The sequence below is a fragment of the Humibacter ginsengisoli genome (assembly GCF_054780095.1).
This window is the reverse complement of sequence record NZ_BAAGWZ010000002.1, coordinates 20,466-32,483: the sequence shown is the minus strand read 5'-3', so window position 1 is coordinate 32,483 and position 12,018 is coordinate 20,466. Positions and strand designations below refer to the sequence as shown.

Annotated in this window: 12 protein-coding genes; 9 read left to right on the top strand and 3 right to left on the bottom strand. The window is 67.9% G+C overall.

The window, feature by feature from the left end:
- The first annotated feature begins 31 nt into the window (after nt 1–31).
- A complete protein-coding gene (gene miaA, locus ACYVI5_RS02515) occupies nt 32–994 on the top strand; it encodes a tRNA (adenosine(37)-N6)-dimethylallyltransferase (RefSeq protein ID WP_460578857.1) in 963 nt (320 codons plus the stop codon).
- Nucleotides 991–1,869: a diaminopimelate epimerase gene (gene dapF / locus ACYVI5_RS02510; protein WP_460578856.1), complete on the top strand. Its 879-nt coding sequence runs from the start codon at nt 991–993 to the stop codon at nt 1,867–1,869. The genes miaA and dapF overlap by 4 nt, the downstream gene beginning before the upstream one ends.
- A gap of 5 nt (nt 1,870–1,874) precedes the next feature.
- On the opposite strand, the gene ACYVI5_RS02505 is transcribed toward dapF, so the two are convergent.
- Nucleotides 1,875–2,516 (bottom strand): class I SAM-dependent methyltransferase, encoded by a 642-nt coding sequence (locus ACYVI5_RS02505; protein WP_460578855.1) that lies wholly within the window; start codon nt 2,514–2,516, stop codon nt 1,875–1,877.
- A 90-nt stretch (nt 2,517–2,606) separates the two neighbouring features.
- Here ACYVI5_RS02505 and hflX point away from each other — a divergent pair, with 90 nt between their 5' ends.
- The 3 genes from hflX (at nt 2,607) to metE (ending at nt 7,847) form a co-directional block, all read left to right on the top strand.
- Nucleotides 2,607–4,178 carry a GTPase HflX gene (gene hflX / locus ACYVI5_RS02500; protein WP_460578854.1) on the top strand — a complete coding sequence of 524 codons (1,572 nt, stop codon included), beginning with the start codon at nt 2,607–2,609 and terminating at the stop codon, nt 4,176–4,178.
- A gap of 253 nt (nt 4,179–4,431) precedes the next feature.
- The gene (locus ACYVI5_RS02495; protein WP_460531751.1) at nt 4,432–5,517 is read left to right on the top strand and encodes a methylenetetrahydrofolate reductase; all 1,086 of its coding nucleotides are present in this window, start codon (nt 4,432–4,434) and stop codon (nt 5,515–5,517) included.
- A complete protein-coding gene (gene metE, locus ACYVI5_RS02490) occupies nt 5,514–7,847 on the top strand; it encodes a 5-methyltetrahydropteroyltriglutamate--homocysteine S-methyltransferase (RefSeq protein ID WP_460578853.1) in 2,334 nt (777 codons plus the stop codon). The genes ACYVI5_RS02495 and metE overlap by 4 nt, the downstream gene beginning before the upstream one ends.
- Nucleotides 7,848–7,876: 29 nt before the next feature.
- On the opposite strand, the gene ACYVI5_RS02485 is transcribed toward metE, so the two are convergent.
- Nucleotides 7,877–8,029: a hypothetical protein gene (locus tag ACYVI5_RS02485; RefSeq protein WP_460578852.1), complete on the bottom strand. Its 153-nt coding sequence runs from the start codon at nt 8,027–8,029 to the stop codon at nt 7,877–7,879.
- Between the two features lie 38 nt (nt 8,030–8,067).
- Entirely contained in the window at nt 8,068–8,826 is a 759-nt protein-coding gene (gene lexA, locus ACYVI5_RS02480; RefSeq protein WP_460578851.1) for a LexA family protein, read from the bottom strand.
- A 311-nt stretch (nt 8,827–9,137) separates the two neighbouring features.
- On the opposite strand from lexA, the gene ACYVI5_RS02475 reads away from it, so the two are divergent.
- Genes ACYVI5_RS02475 through hisH form a run of 4 tightly spaced genes read left to right on the top strand, consistent with a single transcriptional unit; the run spans nt 9,138 to nt 11,964 of the window.
- Complete coding sequence (locus ACYVI5_RS02475; RefSeq protein ID WP_460578850.1) at nt 9,138–9,542, top strand: LysM peptidoglycan-binding domain-containing protein; 405 nt, start codon at nt 9,138–9,140, stop codon at nt 9,540–9,542.
- A 22-nt stretch (nt 9,543–9,564) separates the two neighbouring features.
- On the top strand, nt 9,565–10,686 hold the full coding sequence (locus ACYVI5_RS02470; protein WP_460578849.1) for a histidinol-phosphate transaminase: 1,122 nt from the start codon (nt 9,565–9,567) through the stop codon (nt 10,684–10,686).
- A 10-nt stretch (nt 10,687–10,696) separates the two neighbouring features.
- Complete coding sequence (gene hisB, locus ACYVI5_RS02465; protein WP_460578848.1) at nt 10,697–11,299, top strand: imidazoleglycerol-phosphate dehydratase; 603 nt, start codon at nt 10,697–10,699, stop codon at nt 11,297–11,299.
- Nucleotides 11,296–11,964 (top strand): imidazole glycerol phosphate synthase subunit HisH, encoded by a 669-nt coding sequence (gene hisH / locus ACYVI5_RS02460; protein ID WP_460578847.1) that lies wholly within the window; start codon nt 11,296–11,298, stop codon nt 11,962–11,964. The genes hisB and hisH overlap by 4 nt, the downstream gene beginning before the upstream one ends.
- Nucleotides 11,965–12,018: the final 54 nt, after the last annotated feature.

Below are 12,018 nucleotides of genomic sequence, written 5' to 3'. Positions count from 1 at the left end.
CGACGTGAGGGAACCCGCCGAGCAGGCGTCCGTGCGCTCACCCGCGGGCTCCGAAGGGTCGTCTCACTACCTCGCGATCGTCGGCGCGACCGGAACCGGCAAGAGCGACCTCGCGCTCGAGGTCGCGGTCGCCCTCAGGGAGCGTGGGGTCCGGGCCGAGATCGTGGGCGCCGACGCCATGCAGTTCTACCGCGGCATGAACATCGGCACCGCCAAAATCGCACCTGATGAGCGCCGCGGCATTCCGCATCATCTCATCGACGTGCTCGAGGTGACGCAAGAGGCGACGGTCGCGTGGTATCAGCCGCTCGCCAGGCGCGCGATCGATGACATCCTCAGCAGGCGAGCGGTGCCGATCCTCGTCGGCGGGTCGGGACTGTACGTCTCCTCGGTGCTGTACGACTTCGCGTTCCCCGGGCGGGATGCGGCGTTGCGGGCACGACTCGAGACCGAAGCGCAGGCATCCGGCACCCGCCCGCTGCTGGATCGGCTGCGAGCGCTCGACGCGGCCACGGCGGAGCGCGTGGATCCGGCGAACTCGCGACGCGTCATCCGTGCTCTGGAGGTGGCCGAGCTGCAGCAGAAGGGCCACGGTGCGTCCCTTCCCGAGCGGCCGGTGCCGTGGTCACCGATGACCGTGGTCGGCCTTGCCGTCCCACGCGAACGGCTCGTCGAGCGGCTGGATGCCCGCGTCGAGCGCATGTGGGAATCAGGGCTACTCGACGAGGTGCGTGGCCTTCTCGCCGAAGGTCTGGACCGGGGTGCGACCGCGTCGAAGGCGATCGGCTACGCCCAGGCCGCGGCACAACTGCGCGGTGAGCTGACGCAGGACCAAGCCATCGCTGAGACGCAACGGCTCACCCGCCGATACGCGCGGCGGCAGGTCTCCTGGTTCAAGCGGTATCCGGAACCGACCTGGCTCGACGCTTCCGATACGAGTGAGGTGGCGCGCGGTGGGCTCGTCGCAGCCGTACTGGATAGGCTTGCGCGGTGACCACACTCTCGTTCAGCAAGGGCCACGGCGCCGGCAACGACTTCGTGCTCTTCGCCGACCCGGAAGGCGTCGTCGATCTCACGGCGGCACAGATCGCGTTGATCTGCGACCGGCACTTCGGCGTGGGTGCTGACGGTGTGATCCGTGCCGTGAAGTCGTCGGCGATTCCCGAGGGCGGTGTTGCACTCTCGGAGGACCCCACGGCCGAGTGGTTCATGGACTACCACAACGCCGACGGCACCCCGGCGGAGATGTGCGGCAACGGCATCCGGGTATTCACCCGCTATCTGATCGACGGCGGATTCGCCCACCTGCAGCCCGGCCAGACCCTTCCGATCGGGACCCGCGCCGGCGTGCGAGACGTGCAGCAGAGCGGGTCGGGATTCCAGGTCGATCTCGGCCGCTGGCACCTCACCGGCGATGACCCCACGGTCCGGGCCAAGGGCTTGGGAGTGGCGCGCCCCGGAGTCGGCATCGATGTGGGCAACCCGCACGTGGTGGTGGCCCTGGCCGACGACGACGAGCTCGACCGCCTCGATCTCGGACCCACGCCGATCCTCGATCCTGAGCCGGTGAACGGCGCGAACGTGGAGTTCGTCGTGCCATTCGAGCCGCTCGTCGACGACGGTGTGGGCCGCATCCGCATGCGGGTGCACGAACGCGGAAGCGGTGAGACTCTGGCGTGCGGCACCGGTACCGCTGCCGCAGCGCTGGCCACCCGGTACTGGGCCGGAGACGGCGCTCCGGACAACTGGAAGGTGCGCACTCCGGGTGGAACGCTGGGCGTGCGGATGTTCCCCGCCGAGGATGGCGAGCACGTCGCGTTGTCGGGTCCCGCCGAGCTCGTCTACGACGGCGAGGTCACGATCAGCTGACGCCGTCAGTCGCGGGAAGCTGCCTGCGGTACAGCCTCTTCGCGGTGCACGTTCAGCACACGGAATCCCTTGCTGGAGGAGGCGCGTCGCACGCCGAACCCGGTGGGAAGCTCCGCCTCGAGCCACCGCTGAAGCGAGTCGGAGCCGAGGTTGCGCTGCACGACGAGCCAGGCATCCGCCTGCGTCTCCAGCCGCGGCAGCCAGCGCAGAAGAAGGGCGTGCAGTTCGTCCTTGCCGACGCGGATCGGCGGATTCGACCAGATCGCGCGAAAGGCGACATGGCCGGGAACATCGTCGGGCAGCACGGCGTTGACGTTCGTGAGCCCGAGGGTCGACGCGTTGCGGCGCACGACGTCGAGCGCACGCTCGTTGACGTCGACGGCCCAGACGGTCGCGTCAGGGGACTCGAGCGCCAGGGTGAGAGCGACCGGTCCCCAGCCGCAGCCGAGGTCGAGGAGGTCGCCCGTGGCGGGGGCATCGGGCGCATCGGCCAGGAGCACCCGCGTGCCGATGTCGATGTGGTCGGGGCTGAAGATGCCCGAAGCGGTGACGAGCTCGACCTCACGGCCTGCGAGGCGCACGGCGAGCGGGCGCAGCTTCGCATCCCCGCCGGGTCGTGACGTGAAGTAGTGCTCGCCGCTGGCCATACAAGGAAAGTACCGGCCGGCTGGAGCTGGGACCAAAAGGATGACAGCACCGAGATGTTGTCGGTAGGGAGAACTATGGTTGACCACACGATGACGCAAACCCACGATGAGCACCGGCGCGATGACGCGCTCGATGACGTGACCGCCGCCCGCGGCGACGAGACACAGGACGACGTCGTCGCTCGGGTTCTCGCACGCGCGGAGCAGGCATCCGCTCGAACGACGATTTTCGGGCAGGGGGCACTGGCCCTGCAGCAGTCCGCCGCCGACGGGCAGACCGACGACGGCGAGCAGTTCGACCGCGAAGAGCGCGCGGCCCTACGTCGTGTCGCGGGCCTCTCGACGGAGCTCGAAGACGTCACCGAGGTCGAGTATCGGCAGCTACGGCTCGAGAACGTGGTGCTGATCGGCGTCTACTCGGCGGGCACGCAGCTGGATGCCGAGAACTCCTTGCGCGAACTCGCGGCATTGGCCGAAACGGCCGGCGCCGTTGTGCTCGACGGCCTGCTGCAGCGGCGACCGCACCCCGATCCCGGTACCTATCTCGGCAGCGGAAAGGCGCAGGAGCTGCACGACATCGTCAAAGCACTCGGTGCAGATACGGTCGTCGCCGACACCGAGCTGGCGCCGAGTCAGAGGCGCGCGCTCGAAGACATCGTCAAGGTCAAGGTGATCGATCGCACCGCCGTGATCCTCGACATCTTCAGTCAGCATGCGAAGAGCCGCGAGGGCAAGGCGCAGGTGGAGCTGGCGCAGCTCGAGTACCTGCTCCCGCGTTTGCGCGGCTGGGGCGAGTCGATGAGCCGGCAGGCCGGCGGCCAGGTCGGCCGCGCAGGCGCCGGTATGGGCAGCCGTGGTCCCGGTGAGACGAAGATCGAGCTGGATCGCCGGCGCATCCACTCCCGTATGGCGAAGCTGCGCAGGCAGATCAAGGACTTCAAGCCGGCACGCGAGGCGAAGCGCGCCAACCGCCGCCGCAACAGTGTGCCGTCGGTGGCCATCGCCGGGTATACGAATGCCGGCAAGTCGAGCCTGCTGAACCGCATCACCAAGGCCGGTGTGCTCGTCGAGAACGCGCTGTTCGCCACGCTGGATGCCACAGTGCGGCGCTCGATCACCGCCGACGGGCGCCTGTACACGCTTGCCGACACCGTGGGTTTCGTGCGCAATCTTCCGCATCAGCTGGTCGAGGCGTTTCGGTCGACGCTGGAAGAGGTCGCCGACGCGGATGTGATCGTGCACGTCGTCGATGCCTCCCACCCCGACCCCGCGGCTCAGCTCGGCACTGTTCGGGACGTGATCGGGGAGGTCGGTGGCCGCGACATCCCGGAGCTGGTGGTCTTCAACAAGGCGGACCTCATCGACGATGGTCGACGTCTCGAGCTGCGCGGGCTGGAGCCGGCAGCGGTGTTCGCGTCCGCACGCACGGGTGAAGGCATAGACGAGGTGCTCTCGGCGATCGCTCGCGCGCTGCCCGATCGGTCCGTCGAGATCGATGTGCTGATCCCGTATGACAGGGGAGATCTCGTCTCGGCGCTGCACGAGCGCGGCCGGGTGATGCACACGGCGTACGAGCCGGATGGCACCAGGGTCACCGCCAAGGTGGCGCCCGAGTTCGTGCCCGTCTTCGAGCCGTTCCGCGCGCAGCCGGTCGTCGCCTGACGTAGCTGGGTGCTTTGTAGCGCTGCGTAACACGCAGTATCCGTTCCCGCGGCGCTTTGTTACTGTGATCGCATTGTTCGTCGAGCACGGCCGAGCCGGCCTGTTCGACTGGAGCGACAGCCGAGCCCGGCACCCGCCCCGAGCCGCGTGAATGAGCGGCCGCTGCATCAGCGGTCGCGAACGATGCGGTGCGGATGCCTTCGGCCATCAGTTGCGATCGACAGCCTCCGCGCCGCCCTAGTGGGGAGCCGCCATGAGTGCACAGCACGCCGACGACGGCTCGGCCTCCGTGCCTCCGTGTGACGGGCCGCGTTCAGACGAGGGGCGCTGCCCGGTCGGAACGCCCTTCTCGTTCGAGCTGTATCCACCTCGCAATGAGGCGGCCGCGCGTGCTCTGCCGCGCACCATCCAGCGCCTCGCCGCCGTCCAGCCGCGCTTCATCTCGGTCACGTACGGTGCGGGCGGCTCGTCACACGCGAACTCGCTCGAGGTGGTCAGGTACATCACCCAGAACACGCCGGTGCCGGCGATGGCCCACCTGACCTGCGTCGGTTCGTCCCACGAGCAGGCCGGCCGCATGATCCGCGAGTTCCTGGGCGCGGGCGTCACCCGGTTCCTTGCAGTGCGTGGCGATCCGCCCGTGGGTGCGTCGGAGGATGCCCCGCTCGGCGACCTGCACAGCGCTGCGGAGCTCGTGCAGTTGATTCACCGAATTCAGGCCGAGCACGCCCCATACCGTGAGATCCCGATGCCCGGCCTCACGCATGCGAGCGCCGTCGGCAGGCGCGAGAAGGTCACGATCGCCGTCGCCGCCTACCTCAACGGACATCCGCGTTCCCGTTCGATCGAGCAGGACATCGACACCCTTCTTGCGAAACAGGCGCAGGGTGCGAACCTTGCGATCACCCAGCTGTTCTTCCACGCCGAGGACTACTTCGCCTTCGTCGAGCGCGCACGCCGCGCGGGCGTGACGCTGCCCATCCTGCCCGGCATCATGCCCGTGACCTCACCGGCGCGACTTCGCCGCATTCTGGAGCTGAACGGCGAGGACCTTCCAAGCGATCTCAGCATCCGCCTCGAAGTGGAACCCACCGACGAGGGCAGACGTGAGATCGGCATCGAGCATGCCGCCCAGCTCACGGAACGGCTCATCGCCGGCGGCGCCCCAGGCATCCACCTGTGCACGTTCAACCAGCCGCAGACGTCGCTCGCGGTGCTCGAGCGCTGCGGTCTGATCGACCCATCGGCGCTCGAGGAAGACTTCGCGGCGAAGACGGCAGTCGAGGCGATCACGACCATCCCACACCAGCAGGCCAGCAAACAGAAGGAAAGCGCATGACCTCCTCCACCTTCCCGACCGGCACGATCGTCGGGTACCCGCGCATCGGCCGTCGCCGCGAGCTCAAGAAAGCCGTCGAGGCGTTCTGGGCGGGCACGATCACCGCGGACGAGCTCGAGACGACGGCAGCGGAGCTCCGTCGTGCCACGCGCGACCGGTTGTCACGGCTCGGCCTCGGCAAGACCGACTCCGCCATTCCCGAGACATTCAGCTACTACGACCAGGTGCTGGATGCCGCGATCACACTCGGCGCGGTGCCCGCACGTTTCGCGGCCCTGCAGGATGCCGATGGCCGCGTCGACCTCGCCGGCTACTTCACGATCGCCCGTGGTGCAGGCGACGACGCCCCGCTGGAGATGACGAAGTGGTTCGATTCGAACTACCACTATCTGGTGCCCGAGATCGCACCTGACGCCAGCTTCCGGCTGGCGTCCGATCGACTCGTCCGCGAGTTCGAAGAAGCGAAGGTCGACGGATACCTCACCCGCCCGGTCATCGTCGGACCGGTCACGTTCCTGGCGCTCAGCAAGCCGGCCGACGGTGCACCCGCGGACTTCCGGCCGTTGTCGCGGCTCGGGGACGTGCTCCCTGTCTACGCGCGGCTTCTTTCCGAGTTGAAGGCGGCGGGCGCCGAGTGGGTCCAGCTGGACGAGCCCGCTCTGGTGAGCGAGAGCCTCGACGACACCCGAGCCGACCTGCTCGCCGCAGCCCGCGTCGCGTACGAGGCGCTTGGCAGCGCGTCCGACCGGCCGAGCCTGTTGGTCGCGGCGCCCTACGGCAGTCTCGACGACGCCCTTGCGGTGCTCGCCGCCACGAACATCGAGGCGATCTCGCTCGACCTCGTGCGCGGAAGCATCCCGTCGCAGCTGGATGCCGACACGAAGGCGGCTCTGCGCGGTAAGACCGTGGTGGGTGGTGTGATCGACGGCCACAACGTCTGGCGCGGCGACCTGGAGGCCGCGTTCGGTGCCCTCGAGTCGTTGCTGGCGCTGTCGCCGAACCTCGCGGCATCCACCTCGACCTCGCTCCTGCACGTGCCGCACGACGTCGAGGACGAGCCGGCGCTGGACGGCCGGCTCAAGTCCTGGCTCGCGTTCGCCGACCAGAAGGTCGGGCAGGTCGCTACGCTGGCGCGCGGTCTGGAGGATGGACACGAGGCGATCCAGGAGGAGCTGGCACAGGCATCCGCCGCTCTTTCCGACCGGCTGGGTGCGCCCGGTGTGCGCGACGGGGCTGTGCGCGCTCGCGCCGAAGCGCTCACCGACGCGGACTTCCGGCGCGGTGACTACGCAGCCCGGCTCGCTGCTCAGGATGCCGCGCTCGGTCTCCCGCTGCTGCCCACGACCACGATCGGCTCGTTCCCGCAGACCGGCGATATCCGGCGCGCACGTGCCCAGTTCGCGAAGGGCATCATCACCGAGGCGGAGTACCTCGGGCTCATGCAGGCGGAGATCAAGCGCGTCGTCGATCTGCAGGAGGAGATCGGCATCGACGTCATCGTGCATGGCGAGCCGGAGCGCAACGACATGGTGCAGTACTTCGCCGAGAACCTCGACGGCTTCGCGGTGACGCAGAACGGCTGGGTGCAGTCGTATGGAAGTCGTTGCACCCGGCCGTCGATTCTTTGGGGAGACGTGTCTCGCCCGAAGCCGATCACGGTCGAATGGTCGACCTACACCCAGTCGCTGACCGATAAGCCGGTGAAGGGGATGCTCACCGGTCCGGTCACGATTCTCGCCTGGTCGTTCGTGCGCGACGACCAGCCGCTCGGCGACACGGCACGGCAGGTCGCGCTCGCGTTGCGCGATGAGATCGCCGATCTCGAGTCCGCGGGGATCCAGATCGTGCAGGTGGACGAGCCCGCGTTGCGCGAGCTGCTCCCGCTCAAGAAGAAGGATCAGGCGGACTACCTCGACTGGTCGGTCGGCTCGTTCCGTCTCGCCACGAGCGGTGTCGGCGACGCGACGCAGATCCACACCCACCTGTGTTACTCCGAGTTCGGCGTCGTCATCGACGCGATCCGCAACCTGGATGCCGACGTGACCAGCATCGAGGCCGCGCGCAGCCGCATGGAGGTGGTCGACGACATCAAGGCCAGCGGCTTCGACCACGGCATCGGCCCCGGTGTCTACGACATCCACTCTCCGCGCGTGCCGTCGGTGGGTGAGGTCACCGAGCTGCTTGAGAAGGCCTTGGGCGGTATTCCGGAGCGGCAGGTATGGGTGAACCCGGACTGCGGCCTCAAGACGCGTGGATACGACGAGACGGTCGCGTCGCTGAAGAACATCATCGAGGCGACTCGGGCGGTTCGCGAGAAGCAGCCGGCGTAGTGAACGACGGCGGATGCCGACGGCTGCCGTCAGCCGCTGGCATCCGCCGTAAGCACGCGGTCGAGCTTCGCGAACGTTCGTCTCCGGCTCTGCGCGTAATCGTGCTCGGAAGCGCCGCGGAGCTCGCCGTGCACGAACCGCATCGCGGTGCCGTGTACCTCCGGTGCGAACTCCACGGTCACGTGCATCGACGACACGGCCGAGTTGCCCGCGGGTGTGATCAGACCGCGCGCAGCACGGCGACGACCTTGCCCACCACGTCGGCGAAGTCACCGAGGATCGGTTCGTATGCCGAGTTGCGCGGCAAAAGCCAGGTGTGTCCGTCCCGTTGCCGGAAGACCTTGACGGTGGCCTCCCCGTCGAGCATCGCCGCGACGATGTCGCCGTTCTCCGCAGTCTTCTGCTGCCGCACTACTACCCAGTCGCCATCGCAGATCGCGGCGTCGATCATCGACTCGCCCTGAACCTTCAGCATGAACAGCTCGCCGTTGCCGACGAGTTGCCGGGGGAGCGGGAACACCTCCTCGACCTGTTGTTCCGCCGTGATGGGAACACCGGCGGCGATTCGGCCCACCATGGGCACCATGGTGGCGTCACCGACCGGGATCGACGTCTCGAAGTCCGTTGAGGCTTCGGCGCGCCCCGTGCCCTCTGGCAGGTCGATCAGCACCTCGAGCGCGCGAGGCCGGTTCGGGTCGCGGCGCAGGTATCCGCTCAGCTCGAGCTGACCCAGCTGATGAGCCACGCTGGAGAGTGACGCGAGTCCGACCGCGTCGCCGATCTCACGCATGCTGGGCGGATACCCGCGCTTGCTCACCGAACGCTGGATGACCTCGAGAATCGCGCGCTGCTTGTCGCTGAGGTTCTTGCGCCGCCGCGTGCGCGGCTTCTCCGCGCGGCTACCGCGGGCAGCGGAGCCCGCTACGGCCGCGGCAGAGGACTGCCGGCCATCGTGCTGTGGGCCATCGACGTCGGTCAACGTGCTCTTCCTCTCGTCATCGGCGGTCTGCGCTGCTCCTGGGGAGAGATCCGCCGAGGTGATACCCGGTCTACGACGAACGTTTCGAACGTCTCCTGCGGCGAATGCCCCGGGCCTCTCGTAACGAATGTCGGTGGTGCGTGTTGAGGTGTTCCTGACAGATCGAAACTCTATCCGGGTTTCGGCCTGGATCGGCGACTTTGTTCGAGCGTGTTGACAACTCGAACGAGGCAGATCCGAACATATCGTTGAAATCCGCGAGAATCGAAGATAGATTCGGAACACGGGTTCGAGACTGAAGGGAGACGGTCATGACGACCATCGCACTGGCGCACTCCGCCCGAAACATTCCGGCGGCGCCCGTTCGTCTTCGCGCAGCGGCCGATGCCCGGCCCTCACGCGTCCGCACTCGCCTCACGCGTCGTGGCCGCGTCGTGCTGTCGGCGCTCATCGTTCTGCCGCTCCTCGTCGGCGGTGGGGCACTGCTTGCCAGCGGCGGCGCCATGGCGGGCATCCGGTCCCCGGGCGCATCGTTCCATCACCTCACGGTGCAGCCGGGCGAGTCGCTGTGGAGCATCGCGGAGCGTGTGGCCCCGCGCAGCGACCCGCGTGACGTGGTCGCCGCGTTCGTGGACCTGAACGGACTGTCGTCGAGCACGATCCAGGCAGGAGAGCAACTGGCGATCCCGCATGAGTTCGACGAATCGAGCCGGTGACAGGTCGCCCTAGCATTGACGAGTGATCTCGTTCTCCGACCTCCCGCTCCGCGATGATCTGCGCGGCAAGTCGCCGTACGGCGCGCCGCAGTCTCCTGTGCCTGTCGCACTGAACGTCAACGAGAACACCCATCCGATTCCGGACGACGTCGTGGCAGACATCCTCCAGTCGGTCGGTACGGCGCTGAAGGGCGCGAACCGCTATCCGGACCGGGAGTTCTTCGAGTTGCGCGAGGCGCTGGCCGGCTACTTGGGCCATGGTCTGGATGCCTCCAACATCTGGGCGGCGAACGGCTCCAACGAGGTGCTGCAGCAGATTCTGCAGGCGTTCGGCGGCCCCGGACGCAGCGCACTCGGCTTCGCGCCGACCTATTCGATGTATCCCTTGCTCGCCGCCGGCACGGGTACCGGGTGGATCGCCGCCGATCGCGAGCCGGACTTCGTCGTCACCCCCGACCACGCGGCCGCCGCAGTTCTGGAGCACCGTCCGGACGTCGTCATCCTGTGCGCACCGAACAATCCGACCGGAACCCCGCTCGAGCTGGACGTCGTCGAAGCGGTCTACGACGTGACAGACGGCATCGTGGTCGTCGACGAGGCGTACCAGGAGTTCATGCCCGAGGCTGCGCCGAGTGCGCTGACGCTGCTTCCCGGTCGTGAACGACTGATCGTTTCTCGCACGATGAGCAAGGCGTTCGCTTTCGCCGGTGTGCGGCTCGGGTATCTCGCGGCCGACCCCGCCGTAGCAGACGCCCTTCGTCTCGTACGGCTGCCGTATCACCTCTCGGTTCTGACGCAGGCGGCGGCAGTGGCCGCTCTGCGGCACTCCGGTGAGATGCTCGCGACGGTGCACGACATCGTCGTTCAACGAGACCGGATCGCATCACGACTGGCGGAGCTCGGCTTTGCCGTGCACGACTCCGGCAGCAACTTCGTGCTGTTCGGCGGTGTGGACGACCCGCACGCGATGTTCCTCGCGCTGAAGGAGCGGGGCATCCTGGTGCGCGACGTCGGCATCCCCCATCACCTGCGCGTGAGCGCCGGCACGGAGGCGGAGACCACGGTCTTCCTCGATGCCATGGCCGAGCTGACTGCGGCACCGGCGTCCGCGACGACGGCGAGCACGGCCACCTCGCTCAATTAGGCTTGACGGCATGAGCAGCCGCAGTGCGAGCATCCGCCGCGAGACCAGCGAGTCGAGCATTGAGCTGTCGCTCGATCTGGACGGCACGGGCCGCAGCAGCGTGCACACGACGGTGCCCTTCTACGACCACCTGCTCACCGCGTTCGCCAAGCACTCGCTCACCGATCTGACGGTGCGTGCCAAGGGGGACATCGAGATCGACGTACACCACACCGTGGAAGACGTCGGCATCGTCTTCGGGCTGGCAATCAGGGATGCCCTGGGCGACAAATCCGGCATCTCGCGCTACGGCGACGCGACGGTGCCGCTCGACGAGGCGCTCGTGCAGGCAGTGGTCGATATCTCCGGGCGGCCGTATCTCGTGCACTCCGGTGAGCCGGCCGGCTTCGAGCACCACCTGATCGGCGGTCACTTCACGGGATCGATGGTGCGCCACGTCTTCGAGGCCATCGCGTTCAACGCCGCGCTCACCGTCCACGTGCGCGTGCTCGGCGGTCGCGATCCGCACCACATCGCGGAGGCGGAATTCAAGGCATTCGCCCGCGCCTTCCGGCAGGCGAAAGCCCTCGACCCGCTCGTGCAAGGCATTCCGTCGACCAAGGGCGCACTGTGACGAACGGCCCGGCCGACGGATCTTCGCCCACTGTCGTCGTGCTCGACTACGGTTCGGGCAACGTGCACTCGGCGGCCAAGGCGCTCGAGGCGGTCGGAGCGGATGTCACGCTTACGAGCGACCGGCACGCGGCGATGGCTGCCGACGGGCTGGTGGTACCTGGCGTTGGCGCCTTCAAGGCGGTCGTCGATCAACTGCGGGCGGTGCACGGCGCCGAGATCATCGACCGGCGTCTCGCAGGCGGGCGCCCGGTGCTCGGCATCTGTGTGGGCATGCAGGTGCTGTTCGAGTGTGGCGTCGAGCATGGGCACGACGCGGAGGGCCTAGGCGAGTGGCCCGGCACCGTCGAGCGGCTGGAATCCGGCGTGCTCCCGCACATGGGCTGGAACACGGTGGACGCGCCCGTCGACTCTGTGCTCTTCGACGGCGTGCGCGATGAGCGCTTCTACTTCGTGCACTCGTATGCGGCCCAGCGCTGGGAACTCGAGCCATCGGGCCGGTTCCAAGCCGCAAAGCTCACCTGGGCCGACCACGGCGGCCGATTCGTCGCCGCCGTGGAGAACGGACCGCTCTCGGCCACCCAGTTCCACCCGGAGAAATCGGGTCGCGCAGGCATGCGGCTGCTGAGCAACTGGGTGCAGAGCCTGCCCGTCCTCGCCGCCTAGGCTGCGGCATCCGATCGTCCTCTCGCCTTCAGTCCGCGTCATCGAAAGAGCAAG